The organism is Streptomyces sp. NPDC031466 (assembly GCF_055581265.1).
This window is the reverse complement of the sequence record NZ_JBVIJT010000006.1, coordinates 84,661-102,777: the sequence shown is the minus strand read 5'-3', so window position 1 is coordinate 102,777 and position 18,117 is coordinate 84,661. Positions and strand designations below refer to the sequence as shown.

At 71.4% G+C, this 18,117-nt stretch carries 17 protein-coding genes and 1 tRNA gene; 6 read left to right on the top strand and 12 right to left on the bottom strand.

Annotation, left to right across the window (positions count from 1 at the left end; genetic code table 11):
- Positions 1-21: 21 nt before the first annotated feature.
- Positions 22-95 (bottom strand) — tRNA-Thr (locus ACZ5GP_RS15720).
- 210 nt (positions 96-305) lie between these two features.
- Between ACZ5GP_RS15720 and ACZ5GP_RS15715 the strand changes: the two genes are divergently transcribed.
- The 3 genes from ACZ5GP_RS15715 (at position 306) to ACZ5GP_RS15705 (ending at position 2,926) form a co-directional block, all read left to right on the top strand.
- Complete coding sequence (locus ACZ5GP_RS15715; RefSeq protein WP_468751364.1) at positions 306-1,442, top strand: ABC transporter ATP-binding protein; 1,137 nt, start codon at positions 306-308, stop codon at positions 1,440-1,442.
- A gap of 244 nt (positions 1,443-1,686) precedes the next feature.
- A complete protein-coding gene (locus tag ACZ5GP_RS15710; RefSeq protein ID WP_468751363.1) occupies positions 1,687-2,145 on the top strand; it encodes a hypothetical protein in 459 nt (152 codons plus the stop codon).
- A 61-nt stretch (positions 2,146-2,206) separates the two neighbouring features.
- Positions 2,207-2,926, top strand: a complete 720-nt coding sequence (locus ACZ5GP_RS15705) for a nucleotidyltransferase family protein (protein ID WP_358582729.1) — start codon at positions 2,207-2,209, stop codon at positions 2,924-2,926.
- 104 nt (positions 2,927-3,030) lie between these two features.
- Here the strand turns inward: ACZ5GP_RS15705 and ACZ5GP_RS15700 are convergent, their stop codons facing one another.
- The 7 genes from ACZ5GP_RS15700 to ACZ5GP_RS15670 form a co-directional block, all read right to left on the bottom strand.
- Entirely contained in the window at positions 3,031-4,695 is a 1,665-nt protein-coding gene (locus tag ACZ5GP_RS15700; RefSeq protein ID WP_468751362.1) for a DoxX family protein, read from the bottom strand.
- A 117-nt stretch (positions 4,696-4,812) separates the two neighbouring features.
- Positions 4,813-5,757 (bottom strand): 23S rRNA (guanosine(2251)-2'-O)-methyltransferase RlmB, encoded by a 945-nt coding sequence (gene rlmB / locus ACZ5GP_RS15695; protein ID WP_358582735.1) that lies wholly within the window; start codon positions 5,755-5,757, stop codon positions 4,813-4,815.
- 108 nt (positions 5,758-5,865) lie between these two features.
- Entirely contained in the window at positions 5,866-7,269 is a 1,404-nt protein-coding gene (gene cysS / locus ACZ5GP_RS15690) for a cysteine--tRNA ligase (RefSeq protein ID WP_358582738.1), read from the bottom strand.
- Between the two features lie 80 nt (positions 7,270-7,349).
- Positions 7,350-7,754 (bottom strand): PPOX class F420-dependent oxidoreductase, encoded by a 405-nt coding sequence (locus ACZ5GP_RS15685; RefSeq protein WP_468751361.1) that lies wholly within the window; start codon positions 7,752-7,754, stop codon positions 7,350-7,352.
- Positions 7,755-7,828: 74 nt separating this feature from the next.
- On the bottom strand, positions 7,829-8,338 hold the full coding sequence (ispF, locus tag ACZ5GP_RS15680; RefSeq protein ID WP_358582744.1) for a 2-C-methyl-D-erythritol 2,4-cyclodiphosphate synthase: 510 nt from the start codon (positions 8,336-8,338) through the stop codon (positions 7,829-7,831).
- The gene (gene ispD, locus ACZ5GP_RS15675) at positions 8,328-9,059 is read right to left on the bottom strand and encodes a 2-C-methyl-D-erythritol 4-phosphate cytidylyltransferase (protein WP_468751360.1); all 732 of its coding nucleotides are present in this window, start codon (positions 9,057-9,059) and stop codon (positions 8,328-8,330) included. The genes ispF and ispD overlap by 11 nt, the downstream gene beginning before the upstream one ends.
- Positions 9,060-9,321: 262 nt before the next feature.
- Positions 9,322-9,804, bottom strand: coding sequence for a CarD family transcriptional regulator (locus ACZ5GP_RS15670; RefSeq protein ID WP_003953493.1), 483 nt, complete (start codon positions 9,802-9,804; stop codon positions 9,322-9,324).
- A gap of 625 nt (positions 9,805-10,429) precedes the next feature.
- Between ACZ5GP_RS15670 and ACZ5GP_RS15665 the strand changes: the two genes are divergently transcribed.
- On the top strand, positions 10,430-11,167 hold the full coding sequence (locus ACZ5GP_RS15665) for a copper chaperone PCu(A)C domain-containing protein (protein WP_468751359.1): 738 nt from the start codon (positions 10,430-10,432) through the stop codon (positions 11,165-11,167).
- An 89-nt stretch (positions 11,168-11,256) separates the two neighbouring features.
- Here ACZ5GP_RS15665 and phoP read toward each other — a convergent pair whose 3' ends face one another.
- Together phoP and phoR are read right to left on the bottom strand one after the other, a co-directional pair.
- Complete coding sequence (phoP, locus tag ACZ5GP_RS15660; RefSeq protein WP_127911779.1) at positions 11,257-11,937, bottom strand: two-component system response regulator PhoP; 681 nt, start codon at positions 11,935-11,937, stop codon at positions 11,257-11,259.
- Positions 11,934-13,199, bottom strand: a complete 1,266-nt coding sequence (phoR, locus tag ACZ5GP_RS15655; RefSeq protein ID WP_468751358.1) for a two-component system sensor histidine kinase PhoR — start codon at positions 13,197-13,199, stop codon at positions 11,934-11,936. The genes phoP and phoR overlap by 4 nt, the downstream gene beginning before the upstream one ends.
- A gap of 273 nt (positions 13,200-13,472) precedes the next feature.
- On the opposite strand from phoR, the gene phoU reads away from it, so the two are divergent.
- Both phoU and ACZ5GP_RS15645 read left to right on the top strand, forming a co-directional pair.
- Entirely contained in the window at positions 13,473-14,156 is a 684-nt protein-coding gene (gene phoU, locus ACZ5GP_RS15650) for a phosphate signaling complex protein PhoU (RefSeq protein WP_358586195.1), read from the top strand.
- A 459-nt stretch (positions 14,157-14,615) separates the two neighbouring features.
- The gene (locus ACZ5GP_RS15645) at positions 14,616-16,601 is read left to right on the top strand and encodes a WD40 repeat domain-containing protein (RefSeq protein ID WP_468751357.1); all 1,986 of its coding nucleotides are present in this window, start codon (positions 14,616-14,618) and stop codon (positions 16,599-16,601) included.
- Positions 16,602-16,671: 70 nt separating this feature from the next.
- Here ACZ5GP_RS15645 and ACZ5GP_RS15640 read toward each other — a convergent pair whose 3' ends face one another.
- Together ACZ5GP_RS15640 and ACZ5GP_RS15635 are read right to left on the bottom strand one after the other, a co-directional pair.
- Complete coding sequence (locus ACZ5GP_RS15640; RefSeq protein ID WP_468751356.1) at positions 16,672-17,046, bottom strand: VOC family protein; 375 nt, start codon at positions 17,044-17,046, stop codon at positions 16,672-16,674.
- Positions 17,047-17,168: 122 nt separating this feature from the next.
- Complete coding sequence (locus ACZ5GP_RS15635) at positions 17,169-17,930, bottom strand: phosphoglyceromutase (protein ID WP_358586191.1); 762 nt, start codon at positions 17,928-17,930, stop codon at positions 17,169-17,171.
- Between the last annotated feature and the right edge of the window lie 187 nt (positions 17,931-18,117).

Genomic DNA, 18,117 nt, shown 5'->3' with positions numbered 1-18,117 from the left:
TCTGACCCGGGGTTCCACAAGAGCCCCCTGTCGGATTCGAACCGACGACCTACGCATTACAAGTGCGTTGCTCTGGCCATCTGAGCTAAGGAGGCACACGCGGCGCGGCGCGCGTCGCGTTCGTGCAGTGTAACCAACGACTCCCCCGCCCCCGTCGAAAATATCGGCGAAGCCCGGCACGCCTCGGCTACTGACAGACCGCGGACCTCCGGGGTACGGTCACGAGCAGTTCACCCCGGTGGACTACACCACTCCCTCTACTCGGATCGTCCGGCACGTTCCTGCCGGTGAAGGGGGCCCTCACCATGGCCACTGTTACGTTCGACAAGGCGACCCGCGTTTATCCGGGTTCCGAGAAGCCCGCCGTAGACGGCCTCGACATCGAGATCGAGGACGGCGAGTTCCTCGTACTCGTCGGCCCGTCCGGCTGCGGCAAGTCCACCTCGCTCCGCATGCTCGCGGGGCTCGAGGACGTGAACGCGGGCGCGATCCGCATCGGGGACCGCGACGTCACGCATCTGCCGCCGAAGGACCGGGACATCGCCATGGTGTTCCAGAACTACGCGCTGTACCCGCACATGACCGTCGCCGACAACATGGGCTTCGCCCTGAAGATCGCCGGCGTCAACAAGGCCGAGATCCGCCAGAAGGTCGAGGACGCGGCGAAGATCCTGGACCTCACGGAGTACCTCGGCCGCAAGCCGAAGGCGCTCTCCGGCGGTCAGCGCCAGCGGGTCGCCATGGGCCGCGCCATCGTGCGCGAGCCGCAGGTCTTCCTCATGGACGAGCCGCTGTCCAACCTCGACGCCAAGCTCCGCGTGTCGACGCGTACGCAGATCGCGAGCCTCCAGCGCCGCCTGGGCATCACCACCGTGTACGTCACGCACGACCAGGTCGAGGCCATGACCATGGGCGACCGCGTGGCCGTCCTCAAGGACGGGCTCCTCCAGCAGATCGACTCGCCCCGCAACATGTACGACCGTCCGGCGAACCTCTTCGTCGCGGGCTTCATCGGCTCTCCCGCCATGAACCTCGTGGAGGTCCCGATCACCGACGGCGGCGTGAAGTTCGGCAACTCCGTGGTGCCGGTCAGCCGCGAGGCCCTGAGCGCCGCCGCCGACCGCGGTGACCGCACGGTCACCGTCGGCGTCCGCCCGGAGCACTTCGACATCGTCGAGCAGGACGGCACCACCGCGAAGTCCCTCTCCAAGGAGTCCGAGGACGCCCCGGCCGGCCTCGCCGTCTCCGTCAACGTGGTCGAGGAGCTCGGCGCCGACGGCTACGTCTACGGCTCCGCCGAGGTCAACGGCGAGCACAAGGACCTCGTGGTCCGTGTGAACGGCCGCCGCGTCCCGGAGAAGGGCACCCAGCTGCACGTCGTGCCGCGGCCGGGCGAGACCCACGTCTTCTCCACCTCGACGGGCGAGCGCCTCTCCGACTGACGCACGCCACGAACACACCACCAGCACACCCGAGGGGCCCCGCGCCGAGCGAGCGCGGGGCCCCTCGGCGTATCCGCCGGGCCCGCCCACGACGCCGTTGTCGACAAATACCCCGGCACACCGGGCATTTCATCCCCACCGCACCCCGGCCGCGTCAACACCGCGCCAGAGAAACCTCCTTCGTCATCGCTCGACCGAGTGACAAAATGTCGCCAAATCATCACCGAGCGCTACGCTGCCACGCGTGACGCACTCCGCCAACTACACCCAGAAGCCGCGCCGAGCCCACCGGGGCCCCGCCCGCCGCATCGGCCGCACGCTCGCTCTCGTCCTGCCCGTGATGCTGGTGCTTTCCGGGACCCTCGCGGTCACCAGCGTCAACTGGTCGGGGAGCACCTCGGATTCGATGCTCACCGCATCCGCCGACAACCTCTCCGTGCCGGCCAAGTCCCGCGCCCCGCAGGACATCCTGCGCGACCGGCTGCTCCTGGAACTCCAGGAGAAGAACCCCGGCACCACCCTCACCCATCTCCAGCAGGAGGTGGACCGCCATCCGTCGCTGGCCCGCCACTGCGCGGCCATCGCCCGCGCCCTCGGCCGCGCCGCCGTGCGGAAGTACGGCCCGACGCGCGCCCAGTCGTACGCCAGGCCCGTGTGCGACACGTCCTTCGCGGCGGGTGTGGCGGCCCACCAGAACCGCTGAGCCGAGCGGCCCGAACCGCCGCGTGGGGTCTTCGGCGTGGGCACGCCGTAGGGTTTCCGCCATGACCACGCTGAACCCCACGCAGGCCGTAGTCCTGGCCGGCGGCCAGGGCTCCCGCCTGAGGCCGTACACCGACGACCGGCCCAAGCCGATGGTCGAGATCCCCGGCACGGGGACCCCGATCATCGGCCATCAGCTTGCCTGGTTGGCCGCGGAGGGCGTCACGGACGCCGTCGTCTCCTGCGGCCACCTCGCCGAGGTCCTCCAGGAGTGGCTCGACTCCGCCGACCTCCCGCTGAACGTCACCACGGTCGTCGAGAAGGAACCCCTCGGCCGCGGCGGCGGCCTCAAGTACGCCGCCCGCCACCTCCCCCACGCCGACCGCCCCTGGTACGCGACGAACGGCGACATCTGGACCCGCTTCTCGCTGCGCGACATGGCGGCCTTCCACGCCGAGCGGGACGCCACCGCGACCCTCGCCCTGGCCCGCCCCCGCATCCCGTGGGGCGCCGTCGAGACGGACACCTTCGGCCACATCACGGACTTCGTCGAGGCCCCGCCGTCCCCGTACCTCATCAACGCGGGCGTCTACGTCTTCTCCTCGTCCTTCACCGCGCTCCTGCCGGACCTCGGCGACCACGAGCGCACCACGTTCCCCCGGCTGGCCCGCGAGAAGCGCCTGGCGGGCTTCCCGCTGCCGCAGGGCGCCTACTGGCGCGCGATCGACACGGCGAAGGACCTCACCGAGGCCGCCAAGGAACTGGCCGCCCAGGCCCGTTGAGGCCCCCGCCCCGCCGCTCCCCGTCCGTACGCCGAAGGGGCCCCGCACAGCGTGTGTGCGGGGCCCCTTCGGCGTCCGTACGGACGAAACGGACGAAAGCCGGGTCAGTGGCCGAGGACACCGCCCAGGAGCCCGCCCGGCCGCTCGCCGCCGGACCCGCCGGACGCCGAACCACCGGCACCGCCCGTGCCGCCGCCACCGGTGCTGCCCCCGCTGGTCGCCGGACCCGCCGTCGCGGCCGGCGGCTGCTGCTGCTGTTGCCGCTGCTGCTGCTGGGGCGCCGACTGCTGCGGCGGGGCCTGGCCCGCCGTGCTGCTGCCCTGGACCTGGCTCGGCTGCGTGGAGCCCACCGTGCCCGTCTCCCGCGCGGCCCCCGGCGCCGTGGCGCCCTGCGAGGGCTGCGCGGAGCTGCCCTGCGTCGGGGAGTCCGGCGAGGCGGAGGGGGTACGCGGCTTGCGCTCCTGCCGCTTCTTCGCGGGGTCCCCGGGAAGCGGGGAGCCCGGCAGTTCGTTGCGCGGGGACTCGCCGGGCCCGGGCACCACGACCCGGTCCGCGTCCCGCACCGCGCCGCCCAGCAGCGAGCCGAGCAGCAGCGTCAGACCGATCGCGACGCCGCCGATCAGGGCGCCGCGCCGCAGCACCCGCCGCCGCAGGTCCCAGATGTCGGCGCGCGGCCCGAGCGTGCGCCAGGCCTCTCCCGCGAGGCGTCCGTCGACGGAGTAGACGGGGGCGCCCGCGATGATCAGCGGCGACCAGGCGGCGAGGTAGATGATGTCCGGCGCGTCGTAGGCGGGGACGGTCTTCCAGCTGACGGTGACGATGAGCGCGGCGGAGAGCAGCACACCGACACTGGCGGCGACCCGCTGCCAGAGCCCGAGCACCGTCAGGACACCGGCGAGCACCTGGAGGAAGGCGATGGTGAGCCCGGCGCCCACCGGGTGCTGGAGGGCGAAGTCGCGCAGCGGTTCGGCGAGCGCCCAGGGGTGCAGCGAGTGGAGCCACTTGACCATGGAGCCGCGCTCGCCGCCGTCGAAGTAGACGGGGTCGCACAGCTTGCCCATGCCGGCGTAGATCGAGATGAAGCCGAGGAAGACGCGCAGCGGGAGCAGGACCACGCCGAGGTTCATCCGGCGGCCGGGGTAGTAGGCGTGCCGGACCGGGTCGTTGCCCCGGCGGCGCCTGCGCTCCTCGGCGCCGTCCTCGTCGTCCTCGTGCTCGTACGCATCGTCGTCGAAGCGCTCGCGCTCCTGGGCGAGCCGCTCGTCGTAGTCGCTGCTGGGCAGGCGCATCTGCGGCAGCAGCTGGGTCTGCGGGGCCGCGGCACGCGGGCCCACGACGGCGGGCGTCGGGGTCGTCTCGGGGCCCTCGTCCACGCCGACGCGCGGGATGACCTGGGTGGCGCCGCCGTCGTAGGGCCCCGGCTCCTCGGCCGACCGGCGCACGCTGCTGCCGCGTACGGCCTGCAGCAGTCTGATCGCGCCGGTGTCGTCCGGGGCGGACTTCCCGCTCCAGACGACGGGCGCGCGGCGCTTGGCGGCCTCGCCCACGGCGGGCAGGCGCACCGTCGTCTCGGGCAGGCCCAAGTGCCGGGAGATGCGCGGGGATTGAATGCGCCCAGCGGCGGGGAGCTGCACGCGGAAGCTCGCGTGCGCGACGATGACCTGCGCCGGGTCGCTCGGCACCTTCACCATGCTCAGCGCGGGAGCTTCGTCGAAGCCTGACGAGCTTCCCCCTGTGGGAGTGCGGGGTGTTCTGGTGTCCACACTCATCTAACCGAGTGACGTGTGGTTAGGACACTGCCTTGACCACGCGGAAATGTCCGGACCGCGTCAAGAGATCCCCGTCAAGAGATCACACGGCCCGGACATCTGTACGCCCCGCAACACCTACGCGCGGCGCCGCGCGGCCTCGTACAGCACCACGCCCGCGGCGACACCGGCGTTCAGCGACTCGGCACCGCCCGGCATCGGGATGCGCACCCGGAAGTCGCAGGTCTCGCCGACGAGGCGGGACAGGCCCTTGCCCTCGCTGCCGACCACGACGACGACCGGGCCGCTGAGCGCCGCCAGGTCACCGACCTCGTGCTCGCCGTCCGCGGCGAGACCGACGACGGCGATGCCCGCCTTCTTGTACGCCTCCAGGGCGCGCGTCAGGTTCGTGCAGCGGGCGACCGGCGTGCGCGCGGCCGTACCGGCCGACGTCTTCCAGGCGCCGGCCGTCATGCCGGCGGCCCGCCGCTCGGGCACGACGACGCCGTGGCCGCCGAACGCGGTCACGGAGCGCACGATCGCGCCGAGGTTGCGCGGGTCCGTCACACCGTCGAGGGCGACGATCAGCGGGTCCTCACCGGCGTCGTGGGCGGCGGCGACGAGGTCCTCGGGGTGCGCGTACTCGTACGGCGGGACCTGGAGGACGAGGCCCTGGTGGTTGAGGCCGTTCGTCATGCGGTCCAGCTCGGGCCGCGGGGCCTCCATGAGGTGGATGCCGCCGCGCTCGGCCGCGAGCTGGAGCGCCTCGCGCACCCGCTCGTCGTTGTCGATGAACTGCTGGACGTAGAGCATCGTGGCGGGGACGCCGTCGCGCAGCGCCTCGAAGACCGGGTTGCGGCCGACGACCATCTCGGAGGACGACCTGCCGCCGCGCCCCTTGGGCGCGGGGCGGCGGCCCGTGGCCTTCTTGGCCTTGGCGGTGGCGATGCGGTTCTTCACATGCCCCTTGCGCGCCTCGGCGGGCGGCGTCGGACCCTTGCCCTCAAGGCCGCGGCGCCGATTGCCGCCGCTGCCGACCTGCGCGCCCTTCTTGCCGGACATGCGGCGGTTGTTAGCGGCCATGACCTACCTGTCTGTCGTGTTGCGGTGGCGCGTACGTCCGTACGCGCGAAAGGTGTACGTCTATGCAGTGTGCCGCCCACTTGGCCGGGCGGCACCATCAGCGGGGTGCTAGCGCGGGCCGAGCGTCCAGCGGGGGCCGCTCGGGCCGTCCTCGATGACGAGGCCCGACTGGTTGAGCTGGTCGCGGATGGCGTCGGCGGTGCCCCAGTCCTTGCGGCCCCGGGCGGCCTCGCGCTGGTCGAGGACCATGCGCACGAGGGTGTCCACGACGCCGTGGAGGTCTTCGCCGCGGTCGCTCTCGGCGCCGGCCCAGTGCGGGTCGAGCGGGTCGAGGCCGAGGACGCCGAGCATGGCCCGCACCTCGGCCAGCCGGGCGACGGCGGCTTCCTTGTCGTCGGCGGCCAGGGCGCTGTTGCCCTGGCGGACCGTGGTGTGCACGATGGCCAGCGCCTGCGGGACGCCCATGTCGTCGTCCATGGCGTCGGCGAACGCGGGCGGCACCTGGGCGGCGGGCTCGACGGCCCCGCCGGCCTTCTCCACCACGCGCTGCACGAAGCCCTCGATGCGGGCGAACGCGGACTCGGCCTCGCGCAGGGCCTCCGGGCTGTACTCGATCATCGAGCGGTAGTGCGGGGTGCCCAGGTAGTAGCGCAGGACGATCGGGCGCCACTGCTTGACCATCTCACTGACGAGGACCGAGTTGCCGAGAGACTTCGACATCTTCTCGCCGCTCATGGTGACCCAGCCGTTGTGCACCCAGTAGCGCGCGAACGCGTCGCCGAAGGCCTTGGCCTGGGCGATCTCGTTGTCGTGGTGGGGGAAGATCAGGTCGATCCCGCCGCCGTGGATGTCGAACTCCCGGCCCAGGTACTTGTGGGCCATCGCCGAGCACTCCAGGTGCCAGCCGGGACGGCCGCGCCCCCAGGGCGTCTCCCAGCTGGGCTCGCCCTCCTTGGCGGACTTCCACATGGCGAAGTCACGGGAGTCGCGCTTGCCGGTCTCGCCCTCGCCCGAGGGCTGGAGCAGGTTGTCCAGCTCCTGGTTGGAGAGCTCCAGGTAGCCGGGGAAGGACTTCACGTCGAAGTAGACGTTGCCGTCGGCCTCGTAGGCGTGGCCGCGCTCGATCAGGCCGCGCATCATCTCGACCATCTCGGTGATGTGGCCGGTGGCGCGCGGTTCGTAGGTGGGCGGCAGGCAGCCCAGCGCGTCGTAGCCGCTGTTGAAGGCCCGCTCGTTCTCGTACCCGATCGACCACCAGGGGCGGTCCTGCTCGGCCGACTTCTTGATGATCTTGTCGTCGATGTCGGTCACGTTCCGCACGAACGTCACGTCGTAGCCGCGGTAGGCGAACCAGCGGCGCATGATGTCGAAGTTCAGGCCCGACCTGATGTGCCCGATGTGCGGGGCCGCCTGGACCGTGGCACCACAGAGGTAGATCGAGACACAGCCTTCGTGCAGGGGGCTGAAGTCACGGATCTGCCGGGCGCTGGTGTCGTACAGGCGAATCGTCACCACTCCAGAGTAGTGGGCGCGGGGCAGTGCCCCACGCCCCCTCCGGCCCCGGTGCCACGGAACCGTGACGTGCGGCGGTCTCAGACCCGCCCGACGACCTTGCGCGGCGACACGCGCACCACGACCCGGGGGGCGTCGTCCTTGGAGGCGGGGTTGAACTCGGCGTACTTCTTGCCCGTGTACTTCAGCGACAGCTCGTCGATCAGCTCCTGGCCGCCGTCCGTCGTCAGCTGCGCGGTGCCGCGGATCTCCGCGTACGTGTAAGGCGCGTCGAACGGCTGGAGCAGCACCGTCACCCGCGGGTCCCGGCGCAGGTTCTTCTCCTTGCGGCGGCCGAGCGTGGTGGAGAACAGGACGTCCTCGCCGTCCCGCTTCACCCAGACCGGCGACAGCTGCGGGCTGCCGTCGGGCTGGATGGTGGCGACGACGATGAAGGACGGGGCGTCGAGGAGGGCTTTGAGCTGGTCGGACAGGGCGGCGGACATGGCTTCGCTCCTTCGTGGTCAGCTGGCTGTTCGAACCGTGCCGGTACGAGCCCTACGCCTACCCGTTATCGCCCTCAAGGCGTCGTGCGTACGACCAACGCGGTGGCGATCGCGGCAAGCCCCTCGCCGCGACCGGGGAAGCCGAGGCCGTCGGTGGTGGCCCCGGAGACCGAGACGGGCGCGCCCGCCGCGTCGGAGAGCACCTTCTGCGCCTCGTCGCGGCGCTTGCCGATCTTGGGGCGGGGGCCGATGACCTGGACGGCCACATTGCCGACGGTGAAACCGGCGTCCCGCACGATGCGGGCGGCCTCGGCGAGGAGGGTGAGACCGGAGGCGCCGGACCACTCGGGGCGGCCGGTGCCGAAGTGCGCGCCGAGGTCGCCGAGGCCGGCCGCGGAGAACAGCGCGTTGCACGCGGCGTGGGCGACGACATCGGCGTCGGAGTGCCCGGCGAGCCCCGGGCCCTCGTCCTCCCACTTCAGGCCGGCGCACCACAGTTCGCGGCCCTCTTCGAAGGCGTGGATGTCGGTGCCGATGCCGACGAGGGGCAGCACGGGGGCCGGGGCGGGCGTCTCAGAAGCCATCGTTGGCCCTCCGGCGGGCGAGGACGGCCTCGGCGAGGAGGAGGTCGAGGGGGCGCGTCACCTTGAAGGCCTCCTCGTGCCCGGGCACCACGACGACGGGCAGGCCCAGCTGCTCGACCATGCCGGCGTCGTCGGTGACGGGGCCGGTGACGCTCTCGTGGGCGCGTACGAGCGTGGCGCGGTCGAAGCCCTGCGGGGTCTGCACGGCGCGCAGCCGGGCGCGCTCGGGCGTGGCGACGACGGACTCGGCCCCGCCGGGCGCCGTCGCGGGCTCGACCTGCTTGACGGTGTCGGCCAGCGGCAGCGCGGGCACCACGGCGGGCGCCCCCTCGCGGACGGCCTCGATGACGCCGTCGACGGTGTCGACCGGCACGAGCGGGCGGGCCGCGTCGTGCACGAGCACGATGTCGATGCCGGGCGGCAGCGCGTCCAGGCCGGCCCGCACGGACTCCTGGCGGCTCTCGCCGCCGGGGACGACGAGGAAGTCGGTCCGCTCGGGCAGCGCGTGGTCGTCGAGGAGGGTCTTGACCTCGGGGGCGCCGTCCGGCGGGGCCACGACGACGACCAGGGAGACGGCGCGGGAGGCCGCCATGGCGCGGACCGCGTGGATGAGCATCGGGGTGCCGTTCAGCGCGCGGAGCGCTTTGGGGGCGCCAGGGCCGAGGCGCACGCCCCGGCCGGCCGCGGGGATGACCACCGCGGTGCGGGATTCGCTAGACATCGGTTCCGTTCAGGTTTGTGTGCTCGGCCGACGTGGGTATGGCCTCACCGTGCGGGGGCGGACAACGTGACCGGACCCTTCCGTGACATCTGGTCGAGCCGGCTGTCCGAGCCCTGTGCGGATGTCCGGATGCGTTCCGGGTACGAACATGCCGCAGCGCCCGGCGACTCCTGTAAGGGTCAGCGGGCACCGCGGCATTATTGCGCCGAGATCATTGCACCAGGTACGAGTCCGGAGACACGTACCGGGGACAAGTCCGGCGTCAGGACGCGAGGACCTCGTCGAGCAGTGCCTCAGCCTTGTCCTCGTTCGTGTTCTCCGCGAGGGCGAGCTCGCTCACCAGGATCTGCCGTGCCTTGGCGAGCATGCGCTTCTCACCGGCGGACAGTCCGCGCTCCCGCTCACGACGCCACAGGTCGCGCACGACTTCCGCGACCTTGATGACATCGCCGGACGCGAGCTTCTCGAGATTCGCCTTGTAACGACGCGACCAGTTCGTGGGCTCTTCGGCGTACGGCGCGCGCAGCACCTCGAAGACCCGGTCCAGCCCGTCCTGACCGACCACATCACGCACGCCGACGAACTCCGCATTGTCCGCTGGCACACGCACCGTCAAGTCGCCCTGGGCGACCTTGAGCACCAAGTAGGTCTTGTCCACGCCTTTGATCTGGCGAGTTTCGATAGCCTCGATCAGCGCGGCCCCGTGATGGGGATAGACCACGGTGTCGCCAACCTTGAACGTCATGTGACAGGTACCCCTTCCGTGGCTATCCATCCTAACACGAGAACAGCCTCTTCTGAATGGCGTTTTCGCAGGTCAGGGCATATCTCGGGGCTTGACAACAGCAACAGGAACGTGCTGCGCGGGGCCACCGGAACGGGGTATTCGCAGGTCGGAGCGGCTCTTCGGGGAGAGAGAAACATGGGCGTTACGTCCCTCTCGCGGGCGCCCCGAGCGGCCGAACGTCCCGGTTTGCGCGGTTCCAAGCGGTGAACTTTCGCTACTCCGTTCGGTGAGCGGAGAGCTGCGCCACACCCGGCCCACCGGGATTCCGGAATTGATCACGGCGGCCGGTGATCAATTCCCGGCACCCCCCACATTCCTTACCGGAAAATCCGCGTGTCCGCCCGGCCGGACACGTGACGGCACTTATGTGAATGCCGGGCGACGGCCTCGCGGAACGGCCCGAGGGGACCGGTGGGAAGCGGGTCCGGGGAAGGGCGGGAAGAGGCTCGCGGGGTTGAGGGGCGGGTCGGGTGCGGCGGCGCGGGAACGGCTCGGTAACCTAAGCGCGCTGACACACCCTTAGGACGGCTTCAGGGTCGTCCGACCCTCCCGTACCGTCCACGTTCAAGGAGTTGCCGCCGCCGTGAGCCGCAGCCTTCGACGCGGCGCCCTCGCCGCCACCGCCCTCGCGTTCTCGCTCGCCTCGCTCGCCGCGTGCGGCGCGGGCAACAACGCTCAGACGTTGGAGGTCAAGCCGGACAACGCCGCGACCTCCGTCGGTGACATCAAGATCCAGAACGCCATGGTCATCACGCAGCCGGACCCGAAGGCCAAGGGCCCGGCCGTCGTCTCCGCGACGATCTTCAACGGAGGCACGACCGACCAGACCTTGAACTCCATCTCGGTCAAGGGCGCCGCCGACAAGGTCAAGCTCACGCGCGGCAAGGAGGACAAGGCCTCCAAGCCGAACGGCCCGCTGACCGTCCCGGCCGGCGGCTCGCTCGTCATCGGCGGCAAGGACAACGCCTCCGCCGTCCTGCCCGGCGGCCGCGACGCCGTCAAGGACGGCAACGCCCAGCAGGTCACCTTCGCCTTCAGCGACACCGGCGACGTGAGGATCAGGGCGTTCGTCGTGCCCGCCGAGAGCTACTTCGCCAAGTGGGGCCCGACCGAGGTGCCGCAGGCGCCGGGCGCCGAGCGCGGTAAGCCCGCCAAGTCCGGCAAGCCCGCGCAGTCCGCCTCGGGCGCTCCCGCCGACCCGTCGGGCAAGCCGGCCGGCGTCGCGAGCGGCGAGCCCGCGGACCACGCCTCCGGTGCGGCCGAGGAGCCGTCGGACGACGCCTCGCACGGCGCCGACGCCGGTACCGACACCGAGCACTGAGCGACGTACGTACCTGTGCCGAAGGGCGGGACCCCACCGGGGTCCCGCCCTTCGGCATGTGCGGCGGCGCGGGTGCGGCCGCGCGCGGTTTACGGCTCGAACTTGTAGCCGAGGCCGCGCACCGTCACCAGGTAGCGCGGGGCCCCCGGGTCCGGCTCGATCTTGGCGCGCAGCCGCTTGACGTGGACGTCCAGCGTCTTGGTGTCGCCGACGTAGTCCGCGCCCCAGACGCGGTCGATGAGCTGCATGCGGGTCAGCACGCGGCCCGCGTTGCGCAGGAGCATCTCCAGGAGGTCGAACTCCTTCAGCGGCAGGTCGATCTTGGAGCCGGAGACGGTGACGACGTGGCGGTCCACGTCCATGCGGACGGGGCCCGCCTCCAGGGCCTGCGGGGCGACCTCCTCCGGTTCGCCCCTGCGGCGCAGGACCGCGCGGATGCGGGCGACCAGTTCTCGCGAGGAGAAGGGCTTGGTGACGTAGTCGTCGGCCCCTATCTCCAGGCCGACCACCTTGTCGATCTCGCTGTCCTTGGCGGTGACCATGATCACCGGGACGTTGGAGCGGCTGCGCAGCTGGCGGCAGACCTCGGTGCCGGGCAGGCCGGGCAGCATCAGGTCGAGCAGGACGAGGTCGGCGCCGTTGCGCTCGAATTCGTCGAGTCCGTCCGGGCCGGTGGCCGCGATGGCGACCTCGAAGCCCTCTTTGCGGAGCATGTAGGACAGAGCGTCGCTGAAGGATTCCTCGTCCTCGACGACGAGCACTCGGGTCACGGAAGGACCTCCGGGGCAGGGATGGTTTCGTACGTGGTGGTCGCGGCGTTCTCGTCGGATACGGCGTGCCCGGTCTCGGGCCCGCCGCCGTGACCCGGTCCGCGGTCACGCTGGGCGGCCGCCTCCGGCAGCCGCAGGGTGAAGGTGGAGCCCTGGCCCTCCGAGCTCCACACGGTGACCTCCCCGCCGTGCGAGGCGGCCACGTGCTTGACGATGGCGAGGCCGAGGCCGGTGCCGCCGGTGGCCCGGGAGCGGGCCGGGTCGACGCGGTAGAAGCGCTCGAAGATGCGCTCCTTGTCCTTGTCGGAGATGCCGATCCCCTGGTCGGTGACCGCCACCTCGATGAGGTCCCCGCCCGGCGCGGTGACCCGCCGGGCGGCTATCCCGACGCGGGTGCGGGCGGGGCTGTAGTTCACGGCGTTCTCCACGAGATTGCCGAGCGCCGCGGCCAGCTGGCCGCGGTTGCCCCAGATCTGCAGGTCGGCGGTCCCCCCGGCGGCCAGGGTGATCTGCTTGTGGGAGGCCTGGTGCCGGCTGCGGTCGATGGCCTCCGCGACCAGTTCGTCCACCCGCACCGGCTCGGCGTCCTCCAGCGGGTCGTCGTTCTGCACCCGGGAGAGGTCGATCAGCTCCTGCACGAGGTTGGTGAGCCGGGTCGCCTCGATCTGCATGCGCCCCGCGAAGCGCTCGACCGCCTCGGGGTCCTCGGAGGCGTCCATGACGGCCTCGGAGAGCAGGCTGAGGGCGCCCACGGGGGTCTTCAGCTCGTGGCTCACGTTCGCCACGAAGTCGCGGCGCACCGCCTCGATGCGGCGCGCCTCCGTGAGGTCCTCGACGAGCAGCAGCACGAGCCGGGAGCCGAGCGGCGCCACGCGGGCGGAGACCGCGAGGGCCTCGCCGCGGCCGGTGCCGCGCCGGGGCAGGTCCAGTTCGACCTGGCGTATCTCCCCGTCGCGGCGGGTGTCGCGGGCCATCTGGAGCATCGGCTCGACGGCAAGCTTGCCGCCGCGCACGAGCCCGAGGGCGTACGCCGCCGAGCTGGCCTTGACCACGCTGTCGGCCTCGTCGAGGACGACGGCGCTGGAGCGCAGCACGGACAGGACCGTGTCCACGCCGGGCGGCAGTACGGGGTCGGTGTGCAGGGAGGTCCGGGTGGGGCGTTTCTGGTCGCGCTCGCTCCAGCGGAACGCCAGCATGGCGATGACGCCGGTGCACACTCCGGCGATCGCTGCAGCTGCGGCGACCGCCGCGTTCACGTCCATGTCCCCAGGTTATGCGCCGGATGAGTGTCGACCACAGCCATTCGGGTGCGGCCTCGAACACTCGTCGCCCAGAGTTCACCGTGGAGACGGCGTCGGTTCATTTCCGCCGAAGGGTCCGGTACGCGGCCGATCACGGGCGGGGTCCCATGTCGCCCACAGTTCACCTTGATGATGGGGGCGGTTCACGCGAGGTGCCGGAAACGGACGCGTCGGGGCCGCACCGTGGGAGCGTAGGGGCCAGCCCCCTGAGACGTACGAGAGAGGGACAGCCACATGCGCGACGCGTACCACGAGGAACTTGACTCGATCGGCGAGAGCCTGGTCGAGATGGCCCGTCTGGTCGGGTCCGCGATCGGGCGCGCCACGACGGCCATGCTCGACGCCGATCTGAAGCTGGCCGAGAGTGTGATCGCCGCCGACCAGAAGGTCGACGACCTCCAGCACGAGCTGGAGGCGCGCGCGATAGCCCTGCTCGCGCGCCAGCAGCCGGTCGCCACCGACCTGCGCATCGTGGTGACGTCGCTGCGGATGAGCGCCGACCTGGAGCGCTCGGGCGACCTCGCCCAGCACGTCGCGAAGCTGGCCAGGCTGCGCTTCCCCGACTCGGCGGTGCCGCACGACCTGCACGCCACGATCCTGGAGATGGGCCAGCTCGCGCAGCGCCTGATGGCGAAGGCGGCGGAGGTCATCATCACCAAGGACGTCGATCTGGCGCTCCAGCTGGAGCAGGACGACGACGAGATGGACCAGCTGCACCGCACGCTCTTCCAGCACCTGATGGACGACCGCTGGAAGCACGGCATCGAGACGGCCGTCGACGTGACGCTGCTCGGCCGCTACTACGAGCGCTTCGCGGACCACGCGGTGTCGGTCGCGAAGCGGGTGGTCTACCTGGTCACGGGCGAGCACGCGGACGAGATCCAGGCGACGGGCCCGGCGGCGGTGGAGGGGGCCTGAGGCCCTGTCGGGCACCGCGCGTGCACGTGCCCCGCACGAGACAGGTCGTCGTGCGGGGCACGTGTGTTCTCGCGGCGGGACGTGCGGTCCCGCCCGGGGGGGTCAGCCGCAGCCGCCGCCGCACTGGCATGAGCCGCCGGACTGGCAGCCGCACGAGCAGCCGGAGCCGCAGCTGCAGTTCATCTCGATGACCACGGGCTTGGGGGACTCGGCCATGGGTCTCCTCCTCGAAGGCGTACGGGGCGTGTCGCCTGCTGCCATTGCACCGCCATTGCACCCCCGCCGGGCAGGGCGCATCAACGGCGCACGCGCGCGTACCTCCTTTCCGGCCGCCGGGGAGGACCACCTCCCGAAACTCCCTCCCCACCTGTCACAGACATGTCATAGCCTGCGCTGTGAACGGGGGGTTCCGGCCCAGGGCGGACGGCTCGGGCCATTCATGTGGGGGGTCACATCACCGTGCGTACGCGCACCCTCTCGACCGCGACGGCGCTCGCGGTCCTCTTCAGCTCCGCGGCGCTGGTCGCCGCGACGGCCGGCCCGGCGGCAGCGGACTCCGCCAAGCTCCTCGACGTGCGCTCGGTCGGCGATGTCCTCGTCGACGCCGAGCACCAGCGCGTCTACGTGTCCGACCCCAAGGGCGGCAAGCTCGTCGTCACCGACTACGCGGGCACCGTCAAGGCGACCCTGGACGGGCTGCCGGACGTCGACGGCCTCGCCCTCTCACCCGACTCCCGGCAGGTCCACGCGGCCGTCGCGGGCCTGAACCGGATCGTCTCCGTGGAGACGACCTCGTACGCGCAGAGCGCCAGTTACGCCCTGGACGGCGCCGAGAAGCCGCGCACGCTGGCGCAGGCCGGCGGCAAGCTGTGGTTCGGCTACGGGCCTTCGGGCGCGGGCGGGATCGGCTCGCTCGACCTCTCGGGGGACGAGCCGGTCGTCGCGCTCGGCCAGGACGGGGAGGCCGGTTTCCACGCCGCCCCCGAGCTGGGCTCCGACCCCGACTCGGGTCTTCTCGTCGCGGGCGAGAAGGAGACGAGCAACGACGCCCTCACGGTGTACGACGTCTCGGGTCCCGAGCCGGAGCTGCGGGTCACCAAGTCGGTGGAGGGCGGCTTCTTCGACGACATCGCGGTCTCGCCGGACGGCACGCAGGTCGTCACGGCGAGCGGCTCCCCGTACTACCACCCGGTGTACTCCACCAAGGACCTGTCCCCGCTGGGCCGTTACGACTCCGGGGACTACGGCGCGGCCGTCGACATCGCCCCCGACGGCACCGTGGCGGCGGGCACCTTCTCCTGGTACGGGCCCGACGTGCACGTCTACCGGCAGGGCAAGTGGTCCAAGGTGCGGGAGTACGAGTTCCCGAACACCGGTCAGAGCAGCGGCGGCGACACCCTCGCCGAGGGCGGCCTGGCCTGGGCGCCGGACGGCAGCCGGCTCTTCGCGGTCACCTCCAACAGCGAGGGTGCCTTCTCGCTGCGGGTCCTCACCGATCCCGCCAAGTCCCGGCCCACGCTCAAGGTAGCGGCGCCGCAGAAGGCGCCGCGGGCCGAGCGGCTCACCGTCAAGGGCTCGCTCACTGGGACGGACCTGCCCGCCGGCACCTCCCTCGCCGTCACCCGCGAGGACCTGGAGTCCCCCGGCGGCAAGGCGCTCGCCGAGGTCAGGACCAAGGCGGACGGCTCCTTCTCCTTCACCGACACCCCGCCGGCCGGCGGCAAGGTGACGTACGAGGTCGCGTACGCGGGTGACGCCACGCACGCGGCGGTCACCGCGTCGGACTCCGTGGAGGTCTCGCGCTCCAGGACGACCCTCACGCTCGACAAGAACGGCAAGGTGTACGGCTACGGAGCGGACGTGTCCTTCACGGCGCACCTCGGCACGACGTACAAGAACCGCACCGTCGAGATCTGGGCCGACCCCTATGGCGCCGACAAGCCGAACAAGCTGGTGAAGAAGGGCGCCGTGAACTCCCGCGGCGACCTGAGGGCCACGGTCGACATGAAGCGCGACACGAAGGTGACGGCCGTCTTCGCCGGGGACTCTCGCTCGGCCGCCGCGAAGGGCACCTCGACGGCGTACGCCCGGGTGAAGGTCGCCACCGCCGTCTCCGGGCACTACAGGACGGGCGAGATCGGCTCCACGAAGTACCACTACTTCCACAAGAACACCGACCCGGTGCTCGCCACCTCGATGACGTACTACAAGGGCCGCAAGCAGCGCTTCGAGGTCCAGGTGTACGGCTCGGACCACAAGTGGCACGCCACCGGCTCGGAGTACTTCGCGCTCGGCCCCGACGGCAGGTCCACGGTCCGTCTGGAGGCCCCCGGCCGCTCCGGCATCCGGGCGCGCATCCGGTCGGCGTACGTGAACGGTTCCTCGGGGGACAACGTCAACTCGACGACGTACGGGGCGTGGAAGTACCTGAACTTCACGCGCTGACGCCCCGGCCCCGCGCCGGCTCCCCTGGCCTGCCCCCGTCCGCGGGGGCGGGGGCAGGCCGGGGGAGGCATCAGTGGAGGCAGAGGCAGAAGGGGTGGCCGGCCGGGTCGGCGTAGACGCGCCAGTTGGTGCCCGGGTGGAGCTGGTCCGTGCGCTCCAGCACGGTCGCGCCGAGGGCGAGCGCCCGCCGCTCCTCGCCTTCGAGGTCGTCCACGTCGAAGTCCAGGTGGAGCTGCTGGGGGCGGTCCTGGCCCGGCCATTCGGGCGGCCGGTAGCCGTCCACCCGCTGGCAGGCCAGCGGAATTCCCTCGAACCCCCGCACCTCGACCCAGTCGGGATCGTCGGAGTCCATGACCACCCGGCCGCCGAGCAACTCCGCGTAGAACGTGGCGAGCCGTACCGGATCGGCGCAGTCCAGCGCGACCGCCTGCAACTTTCGGATCACTTCTGACACCTCTCGCTCTCAGGACATGAAGGTCTGGGGGCTGCGCGAAGCCCCCTGCCCGCGGAGAATTCCACGGTCAGGGGGCCGTACGCGTCCGGGTCCGTCCCGGCGTCCGTCCGGGGTTACTTCTTCTTGCCCTGGTTCTTGACCGCCTCGATCGCCGCCTTCGCGGCCTCCGGGTCGAGGTAGGTGCCGCCCGGGTTCAGGGGCTTGAAGGCGGCGTCCAGTTCGTAGGAGAGCGGGATGCCGGTGGGGATGTTCAGGCCCGCGATGTCGGCGTCCGAGATGCCGTCCAGGTGCTTGACCAGGGCGCGCAGGCTGTTGCCGTGGGCCGCGACCAGGACCGTCCTGCCGGTCAGGAGGTCGGGGACGATGCCGTCGAACCAGTACGGGAGCATGCGGACGACGACGTCCTTCAGGCACTCCGTCCGGGGGCGCAGCTCGGGGGGCAGCGTCGCGTAGCGCGGGTCCTCGAACTGGGAGTACTCGGCGTCGCGGGCCAGCTCCGGCGGCGGGGTGTCGTACGAGCGGCGCCACAGCATGAACTGCTCCTCGCCGAACTCGGCGAGCGTCTGGGCCTTGTCCTTGCCCTGGAGGGCGCCGTAGTGGCGCTCGTTCAGACGCCAGCTGCGGTGGACGGGGATCCAGTGGCGGTCGGCCGCTTCGAGGGCGAGCTGCGCCGTGCGGATGGCGCGCTTCTGGAGCGACGTGTGGACCACGTCGGGCAGCAGGCCGGCGTCCTTGAGCAGCTCACCGCCGCGGACCGCCTCCTTCTCGCCCTTCTCGTTGAGGTTGACGTCCACCCAGCCGGTGAACAGGTTCTTCGCGTTCCATTCGCTCTCGCCGTGGCGGAGGAGGATCAGCTTGTACGGTGCGTCGGCCATGCCTCTGAGCGTAATCGAACCCCGGCGGGCCTCGCGCGCGCGGGCGCGAGGGGGCCGACGGGGCCGGCGGCGAGGTGGCGGCGGAGGTGACGATTGACGGTTCATGTCAATTGAGTGGCGGGGCGAGGTGGCGGGCTCGTAACGTGTGCTGGCCGCTTGAGACACTTACACACCGGGGGACCGCATG